We start from the raw sequence: 22,383 nt of genomic DNA, 5'->3' as shown, positions 1-22,383 counted from the left end.
GGCGTCCCTCCATCCTGCCCCCTCGTTCAGCGGGGGAGGAAACCCGTGCCGTCGCGGAGCTCGAACACGAGCTGGGTCTCGGTGCCGCGGACGACGGGGTGGACGGTGATGTGCTCGAGCACGATGTCGCGGAGGGCGGTCGCGTCCTGGACGGCCACGTGCACGAGGAAGTCGTCCACCCCGGCGACGTGGAACACCTGGAGCACGCGGGGGATCGCGACGAGCGCGTCGAAGAGCGCCGTGACCTTGGGCCCGGTGTGATGCGCGAGGCGGACCTTGATGATCGCCTGCAGGGGGTAGCCGAGAGCGGAGCCGTCGAGGCGGACGCGCGTGTCGCGGATGACTCCGCGCTCGCGCAGGCCGCGGATCCGGTGGGCGCAGGTGGATTCCGCGAGTCCGAGGCGGTGGGCCAGAGCCTTGTTGGTGACGGCCGCATCGCGGCTCAGGGCGGCGAGCAGCTCCAGGTCGATCTCGTCGAGTTGCGCTTTCGCCAACGTGCCCTCCACGGTACGGCCGGATGTTGCACAGAATAGCGAGGATCCCGGATTCGATGAGTTGTTCTGTCGAAGACCAGCGAGAACCCCGCGATTCGGCCAGCGTGGAGGGATGACCGCACCGCTGCATCCCGACACCGTGGCCGTCCACAGCGGCCGTGCCGACCTCGAGGCGCTCGGGGTCCACGCCCTGCCGATCGACCTCTCCACGACGAACCCGTTGCCCGACGTCGAGCGCGGCGGCGACTCGTATGAGGCGATGGCCACCGGGGGGCGGCCGCCGCAGGACGGCAGCATGGTGTACGCCCGCCTCTGGAACCCGACGGTCGCGCGCTTCGAGGACGCCCTCGCCGAGCTGGAGCACGCCGAGGCCGCCGTGGCCTTCGGTTCCGGGATGGCGGCCATGACCGCCGTGATCCTCGCGCACACGGGCGCCACGGGAGCGCGGCACGTCGTCGCGGTGCGTCCGCTCTACGGGGGGACCGACCACCTGCTCGGGTCCGGTCTGCTCGGCGTGGAGACGACGTACTGCCGTCCCGACGAGGTCGCCGCCGCGCTGCGCGCCGACACCGGACTCGTCGTCGTGGAGACGCCGGCGAACCCGACCCTCGAGGTCGCGGACATCGCCGAGGTCGTGCGGCAGGCGGGGAGCGCGCCGGTCGTGGTCGACAACACGTTCGCGACCCCCGTGCTGCAGAACCCGATCGATCACGGCGCGGCGATGTCGCTGCACAGCGCCACCAAATACCTCGGCGGCCACGGTGATGTCATCGCCGGCGTCGTCGCCTGTGACGAGACGACCGCGGAGGCGCTGCGTCGCGTGCGTGCGGTGACCGGGGGGCTCCTGCACCCGCTCGGCGCGTACCTGCTGCACCGCGGTCTCACGACCCTGCCGGTCCGCGTGCGGCACCAGCAGGAGAGCGCTCGTCGCATCGTGCAGTGGCTGGTCGATCGGCCGGAGGTCGCCGAGGTCTTCTATCCCGGGCTCGACGGGGATCCGCGCGGCATCCTGGAACGGCAGCTCCGCGGGCCGGGGGCGATGATCGCGTTGCGGCTGCGCGGCGGCTATGCAGCGGCCGCAGCGGTGGCCGGGGCGACCCGCCTCTTCACGCACGCCGTGTCGCTCGGGGGCGTGGACTCCCTCATCCAGCACCCCGCCGCGCTCACGCACCGCCCGGTCCCCGCGGAGGCGCGTCCCGCCGCCGACGTCCTGCGCCTGTCCATCGGCCTCGAGGACGTCGACGATCTCCTCGCCGACCTCGCGAACGCCTTCGCGACTCTCGCCGACCCACCCCTTTCCGTGCGACCCACCCCCGAAAGTGCGTCACATATGGGGGTGGCTCGCACATAAGGGGCCGGATCGGCGATTGTGTGAGGACGACAAGAAACTGAGTATCGCCTGAGGTGGGACTTGGTTCCTAGCGGCAAAACCGGGGGGTCGCGGAGAGGGCGGGCCTACAGTCGCGGGTGGCAACGACGCCACTGACCCCGGGAGTCCTCAATGACGAGTGAAAAGACCCACGCGCACGGCCTCGGCATGCGCATCGCCGTGATCGTCCTCAGCCTTCTGCTGGCGGCGATGGTGCTGTTGTTCTTCGCCACGATGAGCAAGGTGTCCGCGGGCGCCTCGGAACTCGCGGACGGCACCACCACCGCACAGGGGGATCCGCGGACCTCGCCGCAGGTGCTGCCGACCTCGCCGCGGGGGCCGACGAGCTGGCCGCGGGCACGCAGGATCTCGCGACAGGCACCGCGACGGCGCAGCAGGGATCGGCGAAGCTCAGTGACGGCGCGACGACCGCCGCCGCGGGCGCCACCACGCTCGCGGAGGGTGCGGGCACCCTCGCCGCGGGAGCCGCCACGGCCCTCGACGGTGCGGGACGGGTGAGCGGCGGAGCCCAGACGGCGCTCGCCGGATCGCAGGAGCTCGCGGCGAAGATGGCGGCGGCGGACGCCGGGGCCCGGCAGCTCGTCGACGGCGCGACCACTCTCGCCGCCGGTGTCGACGGCGCGCACCGGTACGCGAACGGTGTGCTCGAGGGGGCGACGACCCTCAGCACCACCCTGCGCGCCGGAGTGAGTGCCGATGTGCAGAAACTCGCCCATCCGGAGACGAAGGCCCTGCTGACGGGCGTCGCCACGAGTGCTCCCGGCAATGCGCGGACGCTCGCCGCCGGTCTGCAGGGTCTCCTCGCGGCGAACCCTGCCGATGTGCAGCTCCAGCAGCTCGCGGGGCTCGCCGCCGGCGTCGAGAAGCAGGTCGGCGCGCTGGCCGCCCCCGCCGCGGCTGCTCCGGGCCTCGCACAGGGACTCATCGGCGCCGCCGACGGCTCCGCTCGTGTTACGGCCGGCGTCGGTGCGCTCATCAACGGCGACACCTCGAAGGGCTGGCCGGGAACCGTGGCGCTGGTCTCCCCGAAGGGCGCTCCCGCCCTCGTCGCCGGAGCGCAGACGCTGCAGGACGGCACCTCCCGGCTCGCGGCGGGCGCGGCGGATCTCTCGTCCGGGCTGCAGACCCTCTCGACCGGAGCATCGTCGCTGTACTCCGGCACCGCGGAGCTCAGCGCCGGCGCGGCCCGGCTCGACGAGGGTGCCGGGACTCTGGCCACGGGCGTCGACGCGCTGCAGTCGGGTGCCGGTGACCTCCGGTCCGGGATGACCGAACTCCGTACCGGCGCCGACGCGGTCGCCGAGGGGTCCGGTACCCTCGCGGCCGGAAGCGCGAAGCTCGACGCGGGTGCCGCCGACCTCGCGGCGGGCAACGGGCGCATCGCCGACGGCTCCGGCACCCTCGCGACGGCCACGGCCGGCGCCGCACCCTCTCTGCTCCCGTGGATCCTCGGGATCGGTCTGGTCGGCCTGATCGCGATCGGCTTCTGGATCGGTCACCGCGTCACCCACCGCTGATCGTTGACCCACCCCCTTCCGTGCGACCCACCCCCATAAATGACGCACTTTCGGGGGTGGGTCGACCTCAAGGGGGTGGGTCGGCGAATGAGGGTCAGCGCTTCGGGAGGGGGATCGTGCCGGTGGCGATGCGCTCGGTGGGCATGCGGTCGCGATCGTAGGTGATCTCGTCGTAGCCGTGCGGGGTGGGCAGGCCGTCCTCGCCGATGCTGACGAACACGATCTCGTCGATGGTGAGGATGCGCTTGCGCGTGATCATGTTGCGCGCGACGGCCCGCATGGTGAGCGACGTGGTGCCGAAACGGGTGGCCTGCAGCCCGATCTCGATGAGGTCGCCCTGCACCGCCGACGCCTCGAACGTGATGGCGGAGATGTGCCGGGTGACGACGCGGTAGTTGCCGAGTTGCACGATCGCGTAGATCGCGGCCTCCTCGTCGATCCACTTCAGCAGGCTTCCGCCGAACAGCGTGCCGTTCGCGTTGAGGTCTTCCGGGCGCACCCACTTGCGGGTGCGGAAGTTCAGGCCGTCCTCGGACTGCCATGCGGGTGCTTTCTGTTTCGCCATGCCCCGAGGCTAGGCGGGTCGTGCGTCGGCGGTGTTACGTCGCGTTTTCCGGCGGGTGCACACGCCGCCGCCCACAGCGGATCTGCTCCGGGCGGATTCGCTTCCGCGGCCGCAGCCGGAGCCGGAGGCTGGGGTCATGAGCGAAGACAAACCTCTCCCGCAGTTCGGCCCCGAGGCCCGGCGCGCCCTGTTCCACGAGCGGGTGCTCGTCCTCGACGGCGCCCTCGACGACGACAACGGCACCCTCCTGATGACGCAGCTCCTCGGCCTCTCCGCCGAGGATCCGGCGGCCGACATCGCCCTCTGGATCCACTCGCCCGGCGGGTCCGTGCCGTCGATGCTGGCGATCCGCGACCTCATGCACCTCATCCCGAACGACGTCTCCACCCTCGCCCTCGGTCTCGCCTGCAGCGCCGGGCAGTTCCTGCTCTCCGCGGGGACGAAGGGCAAGCGGCGCGCTCTCCCGCACGCGCGGATCCTCATGCACCAGGGCTCGGCGGGGATCGGCGGATCGGCGGTGGAGATCGAGGCACAGGCCGACGACCTCCGGCACATGCGCGACACCGTCCTCGGCCTCATCGCCGACGACACCGGTCAGCCCCTCGCGCGGATCTTCGAGGACTCCCTCCATGACCGCTGGTACACCGCCGCCGAGGCGCGGGACTACGGGTTCATCGACGAGATCGTGCAGTCGACGGCGGAGATCCTGCCGCGTCGTCGTGCGCGGGTGGGACTGGGGGCGGACGCATGAGCAGCTACACGATCCCGAACGTCATCGCCCAGCATCCGCGGGGCGAGCGGGTCATGGACGTGTACTCGCATCTGCTCGCCGAGCGGGTCATCTACCTCGGCACCGGCATCGACGCGGGGGTGGCGAACGCCCTCATCGCGCAGCTCCTGCACCTCGACGCGGACAGCCCGGAGACCGGCGTCCAGTTCTACATCAACAGCGAGGGCGGGGATCCCGGTGCCGCGCTGGCGATCTACGACACCATGCAGCACATCCGTCCGCGGATCGCGACGACGTGCGTCGGGCAGGCCATCGGTCCGGCCGCCCTGCTGGTCGCGGCGGGAGCGCCGGGGGAGCGGGCGGCCCTCGCCCACGCGCGCATCGTGCTGCATCAGCCGGCCGGTCAGTCGCGCGGAGCCATCCCGGACCTCATCCTCGCGGCCGACGAGGTCGTGCGGGTGCGCGCGGACATGGAGACGATCCTGGGTCGGCACACCGGCCGCTCCCTCGCGGAGCTCCGCGCCGACACCGACCGGGACCGGGTCTTCACCGCCGCCGCCGCCCTCGACTACGGCCTCATCGACACTGTGCTCGGTCCCCGTGATCCGGAGGCACGATGAAGTGACGGGTGCACGACGGATCTCCAGGATCCGTCGTGCACCCGGACTCCGGTCGTGCAGGGGAAACGGGTCAGGCGGCGAGGGCCAAGGCGCCGCGGGAGGCCGACACCACCGCCGCGGCGGGGGTGGCCTGACGAAGCTCCTCGGCGACCGCGCTCGTGAGCTCCACGAGGGTGGCGTCCAGGGCCCCGGCGATCGCGGCGATCATCTCGCTGGACGGTTCCTTCCTGCCGCGCTCGACCTCGGAGAGGTACTGCGGCGAGACCCCGGCCTTCTCCGCGGTCTCGCTGAGCGTCTCGCCGCGGTCATGGCGCCGCCGCCGGAGCTGATCCCCGAGCAGGTCGCGCCACAGCGGTTCGGGGCCGTTCGACGGCGGACGGACGGGATGCGGGGCGTGGGGGAACGGGACGATGTCGGCCATGCCTCACGATAAGCCGCCGTCTGTGCGGCGATCGAGACGTTCTGCTCAGAGCAGAAAGCGGCTCACAGCGCCGCCGTGACGCCGGGAAGCAGCGCGCCCAGGATGTCCTGCAGCCGCTGCCGATCCTCCGCGGACAGCGGGTCGAGGATGAGCTCGCGGATCTGGGCCACGTGGACGGGCGCGGCCGCCCGGAGCATCTCCCGCCCCGCCGGGGTCAGCGTCGCGGAGAGCGTGCGCTTGTCCGTGGAGCACGACGTCCGCTCCACCCACCCGCGCTCCTCCAGGGAGTCCAGGGCGTGGCTCAGACGCGACCGGCTGAGTCCGGCGATGCGCGCGAGCTCGGTCATGGTGACGGCCTCCTCCCCCTGCCCGGCGAGGGTCACCAGGATCGCGTAGCGGGCGTGGTTCAGGCCCACCTCGTCCTTCAGCGCCCGGTCGAGGACCTGGGGCAGCAGCTGGACGAACCGGATGATCGGGAGCCACGTCGCGAGCTCGTCGTCGTCGAGCCGCCGCGGGTGCCGCGTCTCGTTCATGTCGTGCTCCTCGGAGGTCACGCCGCGGTCAGGTCGATCGTGTGCGCCGTGTGGTCGCGCTTCGCCTGGAGGTAGCGCGAGTTCGCCTCGGACAGGTGCACCTCGGTGCGCACCCGCTCGGTGACATGGATGCCGAGCCCGTCGAGCTGCGCGGCCTTGTCGGGATTGTTGCTCAGCAGGCGGATGCGGTCCACGCCCAGCGCGCGCAGCATCTGCGCCGCGACGGTGTAGTCCCGCTCATCCTCGCCGCGTCCGAGGGCCACGTTCGCCTCATAGGTGTCGAGGCCGGCGTCCTGCAGCGCGTACGCGTCGAGCTTGGCGTAGAGCCCGATGCCGCGGCCTTCCTGCCGGAGGTAGAGGAGGAAGCCGCCCTCGGCGGCGATCCGCTCGACGGCCTCCCGCAGCTGCGGCCCGCAGTCGCAGCGCTCGGAGCCGAACACGTCTCCCGTGAGGCACTCGCTGTGCGGGCGGACGAGGGGAGCTTCGCCGCCGGCGGCGGAGCGGGCGAGCGCCGCCTGCCAGTCACCGAGTCCGAGCAGCAGGTGCTCGCGCCCGTCCACGAGTCCATCGAAGGTCACGACGTCGGCCGTCGTCGCGAAGCCGTCCGCGAAGCGCAGGGGCACCCGCACGCGGGTGCGCTCCGCGGCGACCGTTGAAGTTTCAATCATGTGAGGGGAAACGCCGTGGGCGCGTGGCTATTCCCGGGCCGCGAGGACCGTGTCGGTCCGTGACGGCGATCGACGCGTGGCGCCGCGGACTCGGTAGCCTCGCACCATGAGTCACTTCGTCTCCGCGGCAGAACTCCACGACCTCCTCGAGAACGGCGCCCCGATCCGGGTCGTCGACGTGCGCTGGCGCCTGGACCGTCCCGAGGCGGGCCCGGGCGACTACCGCTCTGGCCACATCCCCGGCGCCGTGTTCGCGTCGTTGGATCAGGAGCTCTCCACGCCCGGAGCGCCCACCGAGGGCCGGCATCCGCTCCCCTCGACGGAGACCCTGCAGGCGGCGGCACGGCGCTGGGGCGTGCGGCAGGGCGACACGGTCGTGGCCTACGACGACACCAAGGGACTCGCGGCGGCTCGGGCGTGGTGGCTGCTCCGGCAGGCCGGCGTCGAGGTCCGGGTGCTCGACGGCGGGCTGCGGGCCTGGACCGCGGCCGGATACGACCTGGCGACCGACGACGTCGTGCCGGAGACCGGTGACGTCGTCCTCGCGGATCCCGGGCAGGACGCCCTCTCGATCGACGAGGCGGCGGCGTTCCCGGAAACCGGGGTCCTGCTCGACGTGCGCGCCCCGGAGCGCTACCGGGGCGAGACCGAGCCGCTCGACCCGATCGCCGGACACATCCCCGGGGCCCGGAACCTCCCCACCACGCGGCACCTCGACGAGAGCGGGCGCATCCGTGACCGCGACACGGTCCTGGCGACGCTCGCGGAGGTCGGCATCACGACGGAGACGCCGGTCGCGGCCTACTGCGGCTCCGGCATCACGGCGGCGCATACGGCTCTCGTGCTGCAGGAGGTCGGCATCCCGGCGAAGGTCTTCCCCGGCTCCTGGAGCCAGTGGTCCAACACGCCGGGACGACCGGTCGCGACGGGTGATCAGCCGGGCTGATCGCCGCCGCGAGGGCCGTACCCCCAGCGCAGACCGAGGGCGCCCGGACCGAACGCCCGGCGGACCTGATGCACCGACGTGCCGCGAGGTCGCGGGAGCGCGGTGACGACGGTGCCTCCAGCGGTCTCGACGAGCTCGTCGCACCAGTCCGGCACGGCATCGGGGTGGAAGCGCGTCCACACCAGGAGCTCGCGAGCCTGGCGGGACAGAGCATGCCCGGTCTCCCGATCCGAGGGGCGACCGGGCTCGTACTGCACCGACCACTCGACGACCGCGGTGTCCGGAGCCTCGAGCGGGACATCGAGCTCGATCAGCGCGCCGTGCGCCTCGCCGTTCGGGTGGGAGTAGCGCGCGGCGATCCGTCCGCCGGCCACGGCCGTGAGGAGCGGTGGAGGCCCGGGGACGCCGGGGGTGAGGTCGAGGACGGGGATGGCGGTGATCACGCCGCTCGTCGACTGCACGATGCTGCGGGTGAGGCAGGAGGACACCTCGCCGTCGGCGTCCACCTCCGTGACGGAGTGGACGGTGAGCTCCCGCGACGGATCCGGGTACGTGGCGCCGAGGGCCGCGTAGACCTCGCGGACCGCCCGCTCCATGTCGACCTGCTCCAGCGGGAACCCCTGCGGCCCCAGGGGCCCGGTGCGGTGCGGACGCAGGAGCCTGCTCAACGCGCCGGACTCGAGGCACAGCAGGTCCTCGATGTCGGCGAGGGCGGCGAGCGACTGCGGTCCTTCAGGGCGGCGGGCTCCCGACCGCCAGTAGCTCAGCGTGGCCATCGAGACGCGGTTGCCCCGGTCGCGGAGCTGTCGCTGCAACCACGACAGAGTCACCGGTCTCGCGTTGATGGCATCCCGCAGCGCCGCCGCGAACGCGTCCGGCGTCGCGGCCCTCTTCTCGTCGTCCCCAAAACCCATCACAGCCCCCACCCGGTATGTGAAGAACACACCTCTAGAGTGAGCATACGACCGCACGCGCACACCTCAGGGGACCAGGTGGGCAAGTGGGTCACGGGGCTGTGATGTCGCGGGGAGGGTGCCCGACCCTGCGGCAGCGGCCCGACGCAGTGATGCCCCCCTTGCTGCGTATGTCGTGAAGCCCGGCAATCGATCTGGGGAGATCCGCCGGGCTTCACGAGCATCCCCCGGCGCGTGCGGCTCGCGGCCCCGCGTAGACTGGTGGGGAAACCCCGGAGGATCTGGCCGTTATGTCTGCCCCTGCTCGCGCGTTCACCATGCGCCACGTGCAATTGCTGCGCGCGCTGTTCGCGGCCGTCGCCGCCCTGATGATCACCTTCTCCTCGGATCACTCCGCCGCGGTCGGTCTCGCCGTCTTCAGCGGCTTCGCGCTGGTCACCGCCCTGGTGCACATCCTCGCGGCCTGGCTCGTCCTCCCGTCGGGGTCGCGCTGGTCGGCGATCCTCCTGGCGGTCGTGAGCGCGATCGCCGGAATGGCCGGGGGCGTGCCGGCCTGGCGCACGGACGACATGTTCTTCATCGTGCTCATCACCTGGGGCGTGCTCAGCGGCGGCCTCGAGCTGCTCGCCGGCTTCCGCGCCCGCCGCGTCGGGGGAGCGCTCGCCACCGACGCGATCACGGTCGGGGCGCTGGGCGTGCTCCTCGCGGTCGTCCTGCTGCTGATCCCGTCGGGCTTCGTCCAGGAGTACACGATCGAGAAGGCGGGCACGTTCGAGCTGTCCGGCATCATCCTCGGCGTGGGGATGTTCGGCGGGTATGCGGCCATCGTCGCCGTCTTCCTCGGCATCGCCGGCCTCACCCCGAAGCGCGCGGACGCCGATGACGTCGCTGCCGCCCCGAGAACGATGCGGCTCCTGTGGAGCACGGAGGAGAGCGATGAGCGACGACAAGCCCACCCGACGGGACATCCTCCGGCCCCTCCACCTGCTCGGCATCGCCCTGGGCTGCGGCGTGTTCGCCATGGTGGTCACCCTCGTCTCCACCGGCGCCTTCACCCTCCGCGTGAACACCGCCATCGCGAACGGCACCTATGAGGGTCTCACCCCGGTGGCGCTGAGCCTCGTCGTGGGCGGCGGCGCCTTCATCGCGACCCTCCTGATCCTCGCGATGCTCATGCTCGCGGTCGATCCCGCCGACGTCACGAAGACCGTCGACCGCCCCGTGCTGTACGACGCGGAGGACGAGGGCGCGAGCGACGGCCCCACCGACGAGCCGGGACGCCCCGCCTCCTCGTGACGCGGAGATCGGGCGGAATATCGGTGAGGTCGTTCCGCTTGTCTCTGGAGTGACTGCCTCCGTCGACCGCGCCTCCATCGGACTCCGGTCGGAGCGGGGACCCATCCTCGGCGCGCTCATGCTCGCCACCGGCCTCATCGCGATCGACGCGACGATCCTCGCCACCGCGGTGCCGAGCATCGTGCGCGACCTCGGCAGCTACCAGCAGTTCCCCTGGCTGTTCTCGGTGTACCTCCTGGCGCAGGCCGTGAGCGTGCCCATCTACTCCCGCTTCGCGGACACCGTGGGTCGCAAGCCGATCATCCTGCTCGGCATCGCCCTCTTCCTGCTCGGATCCGTCCTCTGCGGGTTCGCCTGGAGCATGCCGGCGCTGATCGTCTTCCGCATCATCCAGGGCATCGGTGCCGGTGCCGTCGCGCCGATGTCGATGACCATCGTCGGCGACATCTACACGGTCGCCGAGCGCGCGAAGGTGCAGGGATACGTCGCCAGCGTCTGGGCCATCTCCTCGGTGGTGGGCCCCGCACTCGGCGGCATCTTCGCCCAGCTCGACGCCTGGCGATGGATCTTCTGGATCAACGTGCCCCTGTGCCTGATCGCCGGATGGATGCTGCTGCGCACGTACAAGGAGCAGAAGCAGACCCAGCGGCACAGCATCGACTACGGGGGCGCGGTGCTGCTCACGATCGGGTTGACCGCGCTCATCCTCGGCATGCTGGAGGGCGGGAACGCCTGGGCGTGGCTGTCCGTGCCGAGTGCCCTCTGCTTCGGGATCGGGGCGGTCGCGCTCGGGGCCTTCGGGTTCGTCGAGCGCCGGGTGGCGGAGCCGATCGTCGATCTGCGCCTCGTGACCCGTCGGCTCATCCTCACGACCACGGTGGTCTCGCTCGGCATCGGGGCGCTCATGCTCGGCGTGACCAGCTTCGCCCCGGCCTACCTCGAGGGGTCCATCGGCATCGCTCCGCTGCTGTCGGGTCTGGCGGTGGCCGCTCTGACCCTCGGCTGGCCGCTCGCCGCCGCGAACGCCGGACGGCTGTACCTGCGCATCGGCTTCCGTCGCACCACGCTCATCGGCATGAGCATCACGACCGTCGCAGCCGTCGCGCTCGCCGCCGTCGCCTCCTGGCCGAACCCGTTCATCGTCGCCGGCATCGCGTTCCTCCTCGGCTTCGGGCTCGGGTGGAGCGCGGCCCCGACCCTCATCGCCGCACAGGCCTCGGTCGGCTGGGGGGAGCGGGGCGCGGTGACCGGGATGAACGCGTTCGCACGGTCAGCGGGAAGCGCCGTGGGCGTGGCGGTGTTCGGGGCGATCTCGAACGCGGTCATCGCGCAGGGTGCGGGACCCGATGACCCCGACACGATCGTCCGCGCGTCGGTGTGGGTGTTCGTCGCGGTCGCCGTGACCGCGGTTCTCACCCTCCTGGCGGCGTCGTTCATGCCGAAGGACAGGGTCGAGGAGCACTCCGGGGAGTCGGGCTCCTAGCTCCTCAGCGGGCGAGGCGCTCCGCGATGCCGGTGTAGGTCGCGGGGGTCAGCGCGAGGAGCCGCTGCTTGGCCGCGTCCCCGATCTCCAGACCCTCCACGAACGACGCGAGGTCGGCGGCGCCGACGCGGTGCCCACGGGTGAGCTCCTTGAGCAGCGCATACGGGTCCTGGATGCTCGACCGGCCGGCGACGACCTCGGCGCGGATCACCGTCTGGATCGCCTCGGCGAGCACCTCCCAGTTCACGTCGAGGTCGGCGAGCAGCACATCACGCGAGAGCGAGATCGCGTTCAGGCCGCGGCGCAGGTTGTCGAGAGCGAGCAGCGAGTGCCCGAACGCGACGCCGATGTTGCGCTGAGTCGTGGAGTCGGTGAGGTCGCGCTGCAGCCGGCTCGTGACCAGCGTCTGGCCCAGCGACGCGAGCAGGGCTCCCGAGATCTCGAGGTTGGCCTCGGCGTTCTCGAAGCGGATCGGGTTGATCTTGTGCGGCATGGTCGAGGAGCCGGTGGCGCCGGCGACCGGGATCTGCGCGAAGTAGCCGAGCGAGATGTAGGTCCAGATGTCCGTCGCGAGGTTGTGCAGGATCCCGCCGGCGTGACGCACGCGGTCGTAGAGCTCGACCTGCCAGTCGTGCGACTCGATCTGCGTCGTGAGCGGGTTGAAGCCCAGGCCCAGTCCCTCGATGTACTCGCGGGCGATGGTCGGCCAGTCGGCGTCCGGGTCGGCTGCGAGGTGAGCGGACCAGGTGCCGGTCGCCCCGGAGAACTTCGCGAGGTACTCGGAGCCGGCGATCTGGCTGCGCACGCGCTCGAGACGCCAGGCGAAGACCGCGAGCTCCTTGCCCATCGTCGAGGGGGTGGCGGGCTGCCCGTGCGTGCGGGACAGCATGGCGGCGTCGGCGTGCTCGACCGCGAGCTCGCGCAGCTTCGCGATCACGGTGTCGAGGGCCGGGAGCCAGACCTCCTCGACCGCGCGCTTGACGGTGAGGGCGTAGGACGCGGAGTTGATGTCCTCGCTCGTGCAGGCGAAGTGCGTCAGCTCGGCGATGCGGTCGAGGCCGAGCGTGGAGAGCCGGTCGCGGACGAGGTACTCGATGGCCTTCACATCGTGCTGCGTGACGGCCTCCTTCTCGGCGAGCCAGTCGATCTCGGCCTGCCCGAAGTCGCGGTACAGGGCGCGCAGGCGCTCCTTGTCGTCGTCCGACAGCGGGGTCGTCTCGAACAGCGAACGGTCGGTGAGGGCGATCAGCCATTCCACCTCCACCTCGACCCTGGCGCGGTTGAGTCCGGCCTCGGAGAGGAAGTCGGCGAGCCCGGTGACGGCACCGCGATAGCGGCCGTCGAGGGGGCTGAGGGGCTGCGGCGGGAGTGAAGGCTGGAAAGTCAGGGGAGTCCTCCTGATGAGGCCCCGAAGGTTCGGGGCGTGCGGGGCAGGCGCAGGGCGGGTTCGAGCTGGCGGAACAAGCCGCGAGTCGCCGTCTCGATCATACCGAGCACCGAATCGAACATCTCCGGGCCGGCGTAGTACGGGTCGGGGACGTCGTGCGTCGAGGCATCGGGATCGAAAGCGAGGAGGAGGGTCACCTTGCCGTCCTCGTCCTCGTCCCCGGCCCATTCGCGGAGGATGCGCTCATGCGTGCGGTCCAGGGCCACCACGAGGTCGTTCTCGGCGAAGGAGGCGGCGGTGAACTGGCGGGCGCGGTGCAGCGAGCCGTCGTAGCCACGGCGGGCGAGGGCGTCGATGGTGCGGTGGTCGGCGCGCTCTCCGAGGTGCCAGTCCCCGGTGCCCGCGCTGCGCGAGACGATCTGGGAGCCGAGACCCTGCCGCTCCGCGAGGTCCCGGAACACGACCTCCGCCATGGGGGAGCGGCAGATGTTGCCGGTGCAGACGAAGATCACGCGGAAGGGATCTCGGGCTGTCACGGATCCATTCTGCCGGTCGATGCCGTTCCTGCACAGCGGGCATCGGATCGCGGGGTGGCTCGAGCCTCCTGCACGGTGCTGGGGGAGAACGGGCTCTCCACTGGTCGTGGCCGTCTGACGGGGCCCTGGCCGTAACGGACGCGGTCCGGCGGAAGGCTGGGTCCATGTCGTCCTTCGTCCTCACCGCGCCCTCTGCCGACGTCGATCCTGCGCTGCGGGCCGGAGTGCTGTCCGAGCTGGACGCCGCCATCGCGGGGCTCGACGATCTCGCTTCCACGCTGACGGCGCTGCGTGACGCGTGCGCCTGGGAGTCCGACGGCGTCGAGGCGCTGCGATGGGCCCTCTGGCGGCTGTCGGACGACACGGCGACGGTGCGCCGGACGCTGCAGGCGTGCCGCGGGGAGGTCGAGGGTGCATGAGCGGGCTCGACATCGACCACGGCGGCGCGATCGCGGTGGACACGGCGCAGCTCCGCGAGCTCGCGGTGCGCGTGCGGGCCGCCGAGCCGGTGTGCGCGGAGGTGCAGGACGCGGTGGGGCGTGCCGAGGCGCTGCTCGGCTCCGCCGCATGGACCGCGCTCGCCTCGGCGGCGTGGTCCCTGCGGTCCGCAGTGACGGCGCTGGAGGCGCTCGCGGCGCGTGTCCAGGAGACGGCCGCCGATCTCGACCTCATGGCCGAGGTCTACGAGGTGGTCGAGCTGCGGGCGCAGGCGGAGGCGCTGGCGCGGACGGATACGGTTGCGGCCGCTGCGGTGGAGGGGCGCCTGCGGCTGCTCCTCGCCGGCGACGAGCGTCTGGCCGCGCTGGCCGACGCGCGGGAGCGGATGGCGGACGACCGACGCTTCCGTGGCTTGGGCGACCAGTTCGACGCCGGGGGACTGCTTCCACCGGTGTTCCTGGGCGGCGCTGTCGTCGGCGTGACGTCGGGGCTGGGGCGGGTGCGACCGGGGATGGCACTCGGCGCGACGGCGGATCCGGTGCGGGTATCGGTCACCTCGCGTTCCCGCCCGGCCGGGGCTCCGAACGGACTGGCCAGCGCCTTCGGGCGCCTGCCCTCCGCTTCCGGGGCGCAGGTGGCGATCGAGAAGTACACGGTTCCGGGCGAGTCTCCGCGCTACGTCGCCTACGTCTCGGGCAGCCGCTCGATGTCCCTCCGGGAGGGCGGGGGTGTCGAGGCCTGGGACATGAAGTCGAACATCGAGCTCTACACCGGGGGCCGGTCCGCGTCGTATCAGGCGACCCTCGACGCGCTGGCCGCGGCGGGTGCGAGACCCGGGGATCGGGTGGACGTCGTCGCCCACTCGCAGGGTGGCATGATCGCGGCGCACCTGTCGATGGAGAGCGCGTTCACGGTGACGACCCAGATCACCGCCGGGAGCCCGGTCGAGCCGACGCTGCCCGCCGACCAGACGCTCGTGCAGCTCCGGCACACCGACGACGCGGTGTCCGCGCTCGCCGCAGGAGGGGCGAGGGAGGGCACGGGGTCCGCCGACAGCTTCACCGCGAGCCGGGTGGGCGACACGGATGCCGGTCGCCAGGACCTCGCGCTCGAGACCCACTCCCTGGAGAACTACATCGATACCGCGGCGATGGTCGACGCCTCCGCCGACCCGCGGGCGGTGGCTCTCGACGCCTACTGGGCCGACCTCGACCGCGCCGTCACCGTCGAACGCACCGAGTACCGCGCGGAGCGGGTGCTCCCCGATCCGTGAGCCGTACGCGCCCTCCGCAGACGGGTCAGTCGCGGCGGGAGCGCTTGTTCTGCGGACGCAGGATGAAGCCGAAGATGCCGTTGATGATCGAGATGATCAGCGCGGCGAGCACTCCCCACCAGAACGACTCGACCGACAGGCCCCACCCGAAGCTGCTGGTGATCCACGCGGTCAGCCAGAGCAGGAAGCCGTTGATGAGGAAGCCGATGAGGCCGAACGTGAGGATGTACAGCGGGAAGGCGACGATCTTCACGATCGTGCCGATGATGGTGTTCACCAGCGCGAAGAGGGCGCCGACCGCGAGGAGCGTCAGGACGAGCTGCAGCGTCTCGCCCGGCGGGAAGGCGCGCACCGTGACCTGGAGCACGGGGATGAGCGTGACGACCCAGATGGCGAACGCGTTGACGACGACCCGGATGATGAAGCGCATGATGCGTTCAGTCTCCCACGCGGGGCCCGTGGTGTCAGCCGCGGTCGTCCACGGGACGGATGTGGGCGGCGAGAACCTGGGCGATCTCCCCGAGATCCATCCGGCTCTGCGCGACATCGATGACGAACTCGAAGGCTTCGTCGTTCGTGAAGGTGATGTCGTAGCCGTTCAGCCGGATGAAGATGAAGGTGAGATAGAGCGCTGTGCGCTTGTTCCCGTCGAACAGTGCGTGATTCTGGGCGACGGAGCTCATCAGGGCCGCTGCCTTCTCCGCGAACGTCGGATACGCATCGACGCCGAACATGCCGGCGGCGGGTCGCGCCAGGGCGGAGAAGAGCAGCCCCTCGTCGCGCACATGCAGGCCGAGCTTCGCGATCAGCGCGAGGGCCTGCTCGGGCTCGACGTACTCGGTGGCCATCGATCAGGCGTCTTCGAGGCGCGTGATGGCGTCGCCGTAGCGTTCGGTCACCTCGTCCGCGAGCGCCAGAACTCGATCCGTCTTGGACTCGCTGTTCGCGAACCGGGTGGCCGCCTCGATGATCACGGCGTGCTTGGAGACGTGCCGGGCTCGTGCGATGTCTTCGAGCCGCGCATCGAGTTCCTCAGGGAGTCGCACCGTCATAGCCATACCAGAATGGTATCACCGCACCCTCGGCCTCGAAAGGGTGGCGGGCCGCACGTCCTAGACTCGACGCGTGACCGAGCCGATCCTGCCCCGCATCCGTCCCGCCATCGCCTCCCTCGCGCCGTATCGACAGGGCAAGCAGGCCGGTCCCGAGGCCTTCAAGCTCTCCAGCAACGAGAACCCGTTCGATCCGCTGCCCTCGGTCCTCGACGCGCTGCAGCACACGACGCCGATGAACCGGTATCCCGATGCCACCGCCGGCCGCCTGCGTGCGCGGCTCGGGGCTCGCTACGGGGTCGAGCCCGAGCAGGTCCATGTCGCCTCCGGCAGTGTCGCGATCCTGCATCAGCTCGTCCTCGCCACTGCCTCGGTCGGCGACGAGGTCGTCTACGCCTGGCGGTCGTTCGAGGCGTACCCGAGCCTGCCGCTGGTCGCGGGCGCGACCGGGGTGCAGGTGCCGCTGACGGCCGACTCCCGCCACGACCTCGACGCGATGGCCGACGCCGTGACCGACCGCACACGCGCGATCATCGTCTGCACGCCGAACAACCCGACCGGTCCCATCGTCACGTCTGCCGAGTTCGCGGCGTTCGTGGACCGCGTGCCGTCCGACGTGCTCATCATCCTCGACGAGGCCTACGCCGAGTTCGTCACCGCCCCCGATGCCGTCGACGGCCTGGCCGAGCGCGTCTTCGAGGCGCACCCGAACGTGGTCGTCCTCCGCACGTTCTCCAAGGCCTACGGTCTGGCCGGGCTCCGGGTCGGCTATGCGGTCGGCCACGAGAAGGTGCTCGACGCGGCACGGACGACCGGCATCCCGCTGTCTGTCACGTCCGCGGCCGAGAACGCCGCCATCGCGAGCCTCGACGCCGAAGCCGAGCTCCTGGAGCGCGTCGCCGTGATCGTCGAACGCCGCGCTCGTCTCGTCGAGGGGCTCCGCGCGCAGGGCTGGGAGGTGCCGGACGCCCAGGGCAACTTCGTCTGGCTGCCGACCGGCGCGCGCACCGACGAGGTCGCAGCGGCGTTCATCGACGCCGACCTGATCGTGCGTCCGTTCTCCGGCGACGGCATCCGGATCTCCGTCGGCGAGGAGGCGGCCGTCGCCCGCGTGCTCGAGGTCGCGGCGACCCTCCGCTGAACGCGGCACCGCCCTGCGAACCGCGGAATCTCGGGGTTCCGGGGAGATACGAGGGCGTCCTAGGTATGCGTGACCCGGCATGCCGACGCGGGTAGCGTGGGGGCCGTGAGCACCTCTGAGACCCCCCTCGTGCGCGTTCTGGACGAGACCGGAAAGGTCGCCCCGACGCCGGCTGCGGAGCAGTACCTGCCGCTCATCGAGGCCATCCCCGACGACGAGCTCGCGCAGTTCTACCGCGACATGGTGGGCATCCGCGCGATCGACACCCAGGCCACCAACCTGCAGCGCCAGGGCCAGCTCGCCCTGTGGCCGCCGAGCCGCGGACAGGAGGCGGCGCAGGTCGGCTCCGGTCGGGCCGCCCGCGCGCAGGACACGATCTTCCCCTCGTACCGCGAGCACGCGGTCACCCGGATCCGCGGCGTGGATCCGTTGGACATCATCAAGCTCATGCGCGGCGTCTCCCACGGCGGCTGGGATCCGACCGACCCGAAGAACGGCAACACCCGGCTCTACACGCTCGTGCTCGGCTCCCAGGTGCTGCACGCCGCCGGCTATGCGATGGGCCTCACGTTCGACGGCCGCACCGGCACCGGCGACCCCGAGCGCGACGAGGCGGTCGTCGTCTACTACGGCGACGGCGCCTCCAGCCAGGGCGACGTGCACGAGGCCATGGTGTTCGCGGCCAGCTACCAGGCCCCGACGCTCTTCTTCCTGCAGAACAACCACTGGGCCATCTCGGTCCCCGTCACCACGCAGTCCCGGGTGCCGCTCGTGCAGCGCAGCGCCGGGTACGGCATCCCGAGCGTCCGCGTGGACGGCAACGACGTACTCGCCAGCTACGCGGTGTCCCGCGTGGCCCTCGACGAGGCGCGCGCCGGCGGCGGACCCCGTGCCATCGAGGCCGTGACGTACCGGCTCGGCGCGCACACGACCAGCGACGATCCCACGAAGTACCGCGGCGACGACGAGGAGCTCGCGTGGGCCGGGCGTGACCCGATCGTCCGCATGCGCGCCTTCCTGGAGAACCGCGGCGCCGAGGAGAGCTTCTTCGCCGAGGTCGACGCCGAGGCCGCCGATGCCGCGGAAGACCTCCGCGCCCGCACCGTGCAGCTCGGCCCGCCCCGCGCCGACCTCATGTTCGACCACGTGTACAGCGAGCCGCATCCGCTGATCGAGGAGCAGAAAGCGTGGCGCGCCCGCTACGAGGCGTCGTTCGAAGGAGAGGGCCAGTGACCCGGGAGACCATGCCGCTGGGCAAGGCGCTGAACGCCGGAATGCGCAAGGCGATGGAGGACGACCCCAAGGTCCTCCTCATGGGCGAGGACATCGGCAAGCTCGGCGGCGTGTTCCGCATCACCGAGCACCTGCAGCGCGACTTCGGGGAGCAGCGCGTGCTGGACACTCCGCTCGCGGAGTCAGCCCTGGTGGGCACCGCGATCGGCCTCGCGATGGCCGGGTTCCGTCCTGTCGTCGAGATCCAGTTCGACGGCTTCGTCTTCCCCGCGTTCGACCAGATCACCACCCAGCTCGCCAAGCTCACCAACCGGCACGAGGGGTCGCTGCGGCTGCCCGTCGTGATCCGCATCCCGTACGGCGGGCACATCGGGGCGGTCGAGCACCACCAGGAGAGCCCGGAGGCCTACTTCACGCACACCCCCGGTCTGCGGGTGGTGTCGCCGTCGACCGCGAACGATGCCTACTGGATGATCCAGGAGGCCATCGCGTCGGACGATCCGGTGATCTTCCTGGAGCCGAAGAGCCGGTACTGGCCGAAGGGCGAGGTCGAGCTCGACGCCCCCGCCGTCCCGCTGCACTCCTCGCGGGTGGTGCGGACCGGGACCGACGTGACGCTCGTCGGACACGGCGCCATGGTCACGACGCTGCTCCAGGCCGCCGCGCTCGCCGAGGCCGAGGGCACGAGCTGCGAGGTCGTCGACGTGCGCTCGCTGTCGCCGGTGGACTACGAGCCGATCCTCGGGTCGGTGCGCAAGACCGGTCGCATGGTCTACGCGCAGGAGGCTCCGGGGTTCACGAGCCTCGGCAGCGAGATCGCCGCGACCGTGATGGAGCGCGCGTTCTACGCCCTCGAGGCTCCGGTGCTGCGGGTCTCGGGGTACGACACCCCGTTCCCGCCCGCGAAGCTCGAGGGCGCCTACCTGCCGGATGCCGACCGCATCCTCGAAGCCGTCGACCGCTCCCTGGCCTACTGACACCCGGCATCCGCCGAAAGGACCCGTCATGAGCACGCAGAACTTCCCCCTTCCGGACGTCGGCGAAGGGCTGACCGAGGCCGAGATCGTCGCGTGGAAGGTGGCACCGGGCGACCGGGTGGCCATCAACGACGTCATCTGCGAGATCGAGACCGCGAAGTCCCTGGTCGAGCTGCCCTCCCCGCACGCGGGCGTGGTCGGTGAGCTGCTCGTCGACGAGGGGGCGACGGTCGAGGTCGGCACCCCGATCATCACCTTCGTGACCGACCCCGCGGCCGGCTCGGGGACCGGTTCGGTCGCACCCGGGACCGTCGCCACGGCGGAGGCGCCCGCACCGGAGGAGGGCGGCGGGTCGGTCCTCGTCGGCTACGGCTCCGGAAGCGGTGCGACCTCGCGGCGGAAGCGCCCGGCCGAGCGCCCCGTCCGGTCGTCGGTCGGCGTGATCGCGAAGCCGCCGATCCGCAAGCTCGCCCGCGACCTCGGCGTCGACCTCACGAGCGTGACGCCCACGGGTGCCGATGGCGAGGTCACCCGCGACGACGTGATGAAGCACGCCTCCCAGGCCAGCGTCTTCCGCAACATCGAGACCCCGGAGTGGGGGAGCGTGCGCGAGGAGACCGTCCCGGCACCGCAGGCCCCGTCCGGCCTGGCGCGCGGCCTCGCGCCGGTGCGCCCGTCGGCGGCCGGCGACGACCGCACCGAGTCCATCCCCGTCAAAGGCGTGCGCAAGGCGACGTCGTCGGCGATGGTGCAGAGCGCGTACTCCGCCCCGCACGTGACGGTGTGGAAGGAGATCGACGCCACCCGCACGATGGAGCTCGTCAAGCGCCTCAAGGCCTCGCCCGACTACGCCGACATCAAGGTCTCGCCGCTGCTCATCATGGCCCGCGCGGTGATCTGGGCGGTCCGCCGGACGCCGATGGTCAACGCGGCCTGGATCGACACCGAAGCCGGGGCCGAGATCGCCGTGCGTCACTACGTGAACCTCGGCATCGCCGCCGCCACGCCCCGGGGTCTGCTCGTGCCGAACATCAAGGACGCGCAGGACCTCAGCATGAAGGACCTCGCCCGCGCCCTGAACCGGCTCACGCTCACGGCACGCGAGGGCAAGACGCCGCCGGCGGACCAGCAGAACGGCACGATCACCATCACGAACATCGGCGTGTTCGGTATGGACGCGGGCACGCCGATCATCAACCCGGGCGAGGCCGGCATCGTCGCCATGGGCACGATCAGCCAGAAGCCCTGGGTCGTCGACGGCGAGGTGCGTCCGCGCTGGGTGACCACGGTCGCCGGCTCGTTCGACCACCGCGTGATCGATGGCGACGGCATGAGCCGCTTCATCGCCGACGTCGCCTCCATCCTCGAGGAGCCCGCGCTCCTGGTGGACTGAGGGAGTCCACACTTCGGCGCGGCCCGAACGATCGGGTGGCGAGAATGGACGGATGAGAACCACGCGGAGCGTCGACCTGCCGGTGTTGTACTTCGGGACTCCCGTCGCGCTGATCACCACGGTCAACCCGGACGGGTCGTCGAACATCAGCCCGATCTCGTCCGCATGGGCGCTGGGGACGCGGTACATGCTCGGGCTCGGTGCCGAAGGGCAGGCGGCCGCGAACATCGAACGGGTCAGGGACCTCGTCATCAATCTCCCCTCCGCCGACCTCGTGCACGCCGTGGAGGCGATCGCGCCGACCACGGGCCGCTCGCCGGTTCCCGCCGAGAAGGTTCCCGCGTACCGGCATGAGCCGGACAAATGGAGTCTCGGGGGCTTCACCCCTGTGCCGTCGGACGCGGTGATCCCGTTCCGGATCGCGGAATGTCCGGTGCAGATCGAAGCGCGCGTGGCGCAGATCATCCCGATCGACGACGGCGACGCGCTGGCGGTCGAAGCGGAGGTCCTGCAGGTCCACGTGCACGAGGACATCCTGAAGGCGCACGGACCGGACCGCATCGACACGGACAAGTGGGACCCTCTCTCCTACGCCTTCCGCCACTACTTCGCCCAGGGGCCTCGGGTCGGCTCCAACTTCCGCGCGCCGCTCCTCGACGACCCCGTCGTGGCGTGATCGTCGATCCCTCGTCCGTGTCCCAGCTGGGACACGCGCTCAGCAGCCCGACCCGGGTGCAGATGTGTCTGGCGCTCCTCGACGGCCGGGCATGGACGTCCGGCGAGCTCGCGCGTGCCGCCGGGGTGTCGAGGTCGACGGCGTCGGAGCACCTGACGACGCTCCTCGACGTCCGGCTCGTCGCACTCCGCCGACAGGGGCGGCACTCCTACGTCACCCTCGCGTCTTCTGACGCCGCGCACATCATCGAGGCCGCGACGGCATACGCCGGGAAGGCGGCTCCCGTCTCGAGCCTTCGTTCGGCGACGGCGCGAGACGGCATGGCCCTGGCCCGCACCTGCTACGACCACCTCGCCGGTCGCCTGGGGGTCGCCCTCTTCGACGCGCTCGTCGAGCGGGGGCACCTCACGCCGGACCTCGCGGTGACCGCGACGGGGCGCGACCTGTTCGAGAGCATCGCGGGGCCGGACGCGTTGGTGCCGTCGTCTCGTCGTCCTCTTGTGCGGAGCTGCCTCGACTGGACCGAACGGCGCTCGCATCTCTCGGGTCACCTCGGAGCCGTCCTCCTCCGCGCCGCGCGCGACAGGGGTTGGATCCACGCTCAGCAGACCTCGCGCGCCGTGACGATCTCTCCCGCCGGCACGGCCGCCTTCCCCAGCCTCTTCGGTATTCCGCCGACACTGTCCTGACCGCGACCACC

At 71.3% G+C, this 22,383-nt stretch carries 27 protein-coding genes and 1 pseudogene; 17 read left to right on the top strand and 11 right to left on the bottom strand.

The genetic code is table 11. From position 1 onward, the window contains the following. Positions 1-26: 26 nt before the first annotated feature. Entirely contained in the window at positions 27-494 is a 468-nt protein-coding gene (locus tag IZR02_RS16205; RefSeq protein WP_025102769.1) for an Lrp/AsnC family transcriptional regulator, read from the bottom strand. Positions 495-606: 112 nt separating this feature from the next. On the opposite strand from IZR02_RS16205, the gene IZR02_RS16200 reads away from it, so the two are divergent. The 3 genes and pseudogenes from IZR02_RS16200 (at position 607) to IZR02_RS16190 (ending at position 3,401) form a co-directional block, all read left to right on the top strand. Beyond that, positions 607-1,845, top strand: a complete 1,239-nt coding sequence (locus IZR02_RS16200; protein ID WP_025102768.1) for a trans-sulfuration enzyme family protein — start codon at positions 607-609, stop codon at positions 1,843-1,845. A gap of 365 nt (positions 1,846-2,210) precedes the next feature. After that, positions 2,211-2,309 (top strand): annotated as a pseudogene (locus tag IZR02_RS18110) (hypothetical protein); the annotation flags it as partial. A 69-nt stretch (positions 2,310-2,378) separates the two neighbouring features. Beyond that, positions 2,379-3,401, top strand: a complete 1,023-nt coding sequence (locus tag IZR02_RS16190) for a hypothetical protein (protein ID WP_217316531.1) — start codon at positions 2,379-2,381, stop codon at positions 3,399-3,401. Between the two features lie 94 nt (positions 3,402-3,495). Here IZR02_RS16190 and IZR02_RS16185 read toward each other — a convergent pair whose 3' ends face one another. Beyond that, the gene (locus IZR02_RS16185; RefSeq protein WP_081811533.1) at positions 3,496-3,966 is read right to left on the bottom strand and encodes an acyl-CoA thioesterase; all 471 of its coding nucleotides are present in this window, start codon (positions 3,964-3,966) and stop codon (positions 3,496-3,498) included. 136 nt (positions 3,967-4,102) lie between these two features. Here IZR02_RS16185 and IZR02_RS16180 point away from each other — a divergent pair, with 136 nt between their 5' ends. Both IZR02_RS16180 and IZR02_RS16175 read left to right on the top strand, forming a co-directional pair. Beyond that, a complete protein-coding gene (locus tag IZR02_RS16180) occupies positions 4,103-4,717 on the top strand; it encodes a ClpP family protease (RefSeq protein WP_025102765.1) in 615 nt (204 codons plus the stop codon). Next, positions 4,714-5,316 carry a ClpP family protease gene (locus IZR02_RS16175; RefSeq protein ID WP_025102764.1) on the top strand — a complete coding sequence of 201 codons (603 nt, stop codon included), beginning with the start codon at positions 4,714-4,716 and terminating at the stop codon, positions 5,314-5,316. Before IZR02_RS16180 ends, IZR02_RS16175 begins: the two co-directional genes overlap by 4 nt. 70 nt (positions 5,317-5,386) lie before the next feature. On the opposite strand, the gene IZR02_RS16170 is transcribed toward IZR02_RS16175, so the two are convergent. From IZR02_RS16170 to IZR02_RS16160, 3 genes are all read right to left on the bottom strand, one after another. Beyond that, on the bottom strand, positions 5,387-5,737 hold the full coding sequence (locus IZR02_RS16170) for a helix-turn-helix domain-containing protein (protein ID WP_025102763.1): 351 nt from the start codon (positions 5,735-5,737) through the stop codon (positions 5,387-5,389). A 62-nt stretch (positions 5,738-5,799) separates the two neighbouring features. Beyond that, entirely contained in the window at positions 5,800-6,270 is a 471-nt protein-coding gene (locus IZR02_RS16165; protein WP_025102762.1) for a MarR family winged helix-turn-helix transcriptional regulator, read from the bottom strand. Positions 6,271-6,287: 17 nt separating this feature from the next. After that, positions 6,288-6,938 (bottom strand): GTP cyclohydrolase II, encoded by a 651-nt coding sequence (locus tag IZR02_RS16160; protein WP_025102761.1) that lies wholly within the window; start codon positions 6,936-6,938, stop codon positions 6,288-6,290. A 106-nt stretch (positions 6,939-7,044) separates the two neighbouring features. Between IZR02_RS16160 and IZR02_RS16155 the strand changes: the two genes are divergently transcribed. Next, on the top strand, positions 7,045-7,884 hold the full coding sequence (locus IZR02_RS16155; protein WP_025102760.1) for a sulfurtransferase: 840 nt from the start codon (positions 7,045-7,047) through the stop codon (positions 7,882-7,884). Here IZR02_RS16155 and IZR02_RS16150 read toward each other — a convergent pair. Beyond that, positions 7,872-8,798, bottom strand: a complete 927-nt coding sequence (locus tag IZR02_RS16150) for a hypothetical protein (protein ID WP_025102759.1) — start codon at positions 8,796-8,798, stop codon at positions 7,872-7,874. The two genes, IZR02_RS16155 and IZR02_RS16150, sit on opposite strands and share 13 nt — an antisense overlap. Positions 8,799-9,088: 290 nt before the next feature. Here IZR02_RS16150 and IZR02_RS16145 point away from each other — a divergent pair, with 290 nt between their 5' ends. The 3 genes from IZR02_RS16145 to IZR02_RS16135 are packed head-to-tail and all read left to right on the top strand — an operon-like array spanning position 9,089 to position 11,577. Then, positions 9,089-9,892: an acyl-CoA synthetase gene (locus tag IZR02_RS16145; RefSeq protein WP_254385401.1), complete on the top strand. Its 804-nt coding sequence runs from the start codon at positions 9,089-9,091 to the stop codon at positions 9,890-9,892. Next, a complete protein-coding gene (locus IZR02_RS16140) occupies positions 9,861-10,094 on the top strand; it encodes a hypothetical protein (RefSeq protein WP_254385399.1) in 234 nt (77 codons plus the stop codon). Before IZR02_RS16145 ends, IZR02_RS16140 begins: the two co-directional genes overlap by 32 nt. A gap of 49 nt (positions 10,095-10,143) precedes the next feature. Continuing rightward, positions 10,144-11,577, top strand: coding sequence for an MFS transporter (locus IZR02_RS16135; protein ID WP_025102756.1), 1,434 nt, complete (start codon positions 10,144-10,146; stop codon positions 11,575-11,577). Between the two features lie 4 nt (positions 11,578-11,581). On the opposite strand, the gene purB is transcribed toward IZR02_RS16135, so the two are convergent. Both purB and IZR02_RS16125 read right to left on the bottom strand, forming a co-directional pair. Continuing rightward, positions 11,582-12,964: an adenylosuccinate lyase gene (purB, locus tag IZR02_RS16130; protein ID WP_051582177.1), complete on the bottom strand. Its 1,383-nt coding sequence runs from the start codon at positions 12,962-12,964 to the stop codon at positions 11,582-11,584. After that, complete coding sequence (locus IZR02_RS16125; protein WP_025102754.1) at positions 12,961-13,500, bottom strand: low molecular weight protein-tyrosine-phosphatase; 540 nt, start codon at positions 13,498-13,500, stop codon at positions 12,961-12,963. The genes purB and IZR02_RS16125 overlap by 4 nt, the downstream gene beginning before the upstream one ends. A 164-nt stretch (positions 13,501-13,664) precedes the next feature. Between IZR02_RS16125 and IZR02_RS16120 the strand changes: the two genes are divergently transcribed. Both IZR02_RS16120 and IZR02_RS16115 read left to right on the top strand, forming a co-directional pair. After that, on the top strand, positions 13,665-13,919 hold the full coding sequence (locus IZR02_RS16120) for a hypothetical protein (RefSeq protein ID WP_025102753.1): 255 nt from the start codon (positions 13,665-13,667) through the stop codon (positions 13,917-13,919). After that, positions 13,916-15,211, top strand: coding sequence for a hypothetical protein (locus IZR02_RS16115; protein ID WP_025102752.1), 1,296 nt, complete (start codon positions 13,916-13,918; stop codon positions 15,209-15,211). The genes IZR02_RS16120 and IZR02_RS16115 overlap by 4 nt, the downstream gene beginning before the upstream one ends. Positions 15,212-15,236: 25 nt before the next feature. Here the strand turns inward: IZR02_RS16115 and IZR02_RS16110 are convergent, their stop codons facing one another. Genes IZR02_RS16110 through IZR02_RS16100 form a run of 3 tightly spaced genes read right to left on the bottom strand, consistent with a single transcriptional unit; the run spans position 15,237 to position 16,269 of the window. Beyond that, positions 15,237-15,641 carry a phage holin family protein gene (locus IZR02_RS16110; RefSeq protein WP_025102751.1) on the bottom strand — a complete coding sequence of 135 codons (405 nt, stop codon included), beginning with the start codon at positions 15,639-15,641 and terminating at the stop codon, positions 15,237-15,239. Positions 15,642-15,675: 34 nt separating this feature from the next. Next, positions 15,676-16,059: a type II toxin-antitoxin system death-on-curing family toxin gene (locus tag IZR02_RS16105; RefSeq protein ID WP_025102750.1), complete on the bottom strand. Its 384-nt coding sequence runs from the start codon at positions 16,057-16,059 to the stop codon at positions 15,676-15,678. Positions 16,060-16,062: 3 nt separating this feature from the next. Next, entirely contained in the window at positions 16,063-16,269 is a 207-nt protein-coding gene (locus tag IZR02_RS16100; RefSeq protein WP_029989149.1) for a ribbon-helix-helix protein, CopG family, read from the bottom strand. Between the two features lie 67 nt (positions 16,270-16,336). Here IZR02_RS16100 and IZR02_RS16095 point away from each other — a divergent pair, with 67 nt between their 5' ends. From IZR02_RS16095 to IZR02_RS16070, 6 genes are all read left to right on the top strand, one after another. After that, positions 16,337-17,404 carry a histidinol-phosphate transaminase gene (locus tag IZR02_RS16095; protein WP_025102748.1) on the top strand — a complete coding sequence of 356 codons (1,068 nt, stop codon included), beginning with the start codon at positions 16,337-16,339 and terminating at the stop codon, positions 17,402-17,404. 105 nt (positions 17,405-17,509) lie between these two features. Beyond that, positions 17,510-18,637: a thiamine pyrophosphate-dependent dehydrogenase E1 component subunit alpha gene (locus IZR02_RS16090; RefSeq protein ID WP_025102747.1), complete on the top strand. Its 1,128-nt coding sequence runs from the start codon at positions 17,510-17,512 to the stop codon at positions 18,635-18,637. Between the two features lie 11 nt (positions 18,638-18,648). Further along, positions 18,649-19,614 (top strand): alpha-ketoacid dehydrogenase subunit beta, encoded by a 966-nt coding sequence (locus tag IZR02_RS16085; protein ID WP_029989147.1) that lies wholly within the window; start codon positions 18,649-18,651, stop codon positions 19,612-19,614. A gap of 28 nt (positions 19,615-19,642) precedes the next feature. Further along, positions 19,643-21,007, top strand: a complete 1,365-nt coding sequence (locus tag IZR02_RS16080; protein WP_025102745.1) for a dihydrolipoamide acetyltransferase family protein — start codon at positions 19,643-19,645, stop codon at positions 21,005-21,007. 52 nt (positions 21,008-21,059) lie between these two features. Beyond that, positions 21,060-21,683 carry a flavin reductase family protein gene (locus IZR02_RS16075; RefSeq protein WP_025102744.1) on the top strand — a complete coding sequence of 208 codons (624 nt, stop codon included), beginning with the start codon at positions 21,060-21,062 and terminating at the stop codon, positions 21,681-21,683. Positions 21,684-21,700: 17 nt separating this feature from the next. Next, positions 21,701-22,372: an ArsR/SmtB family transcription factor gene (locus IZR02_RS16070; protein WP_205272902.1), complete on the top strand. Its 672-nt coding sequence runs from the start codon at positions 21,701-21,703 to the stop codon at positions 22,370-22,372. The last annotated feature ends 11 nt before the right edge of the window (positions 22,373-22,383 follow it).

Source organism: Microbacterium paraoxydans, from assembly GCF_019056515.1.
Lineage (GTDB): Bacteria > Actinomycetota > Actinomycetes > Actinomycetales > Microbacteriaceae > Microbacterium.
The sequence above is the reverse complement of the archived record's forward strand: the minus strand, read 5'-3'. Positions and strand labels throughout refer to the sequence as shown.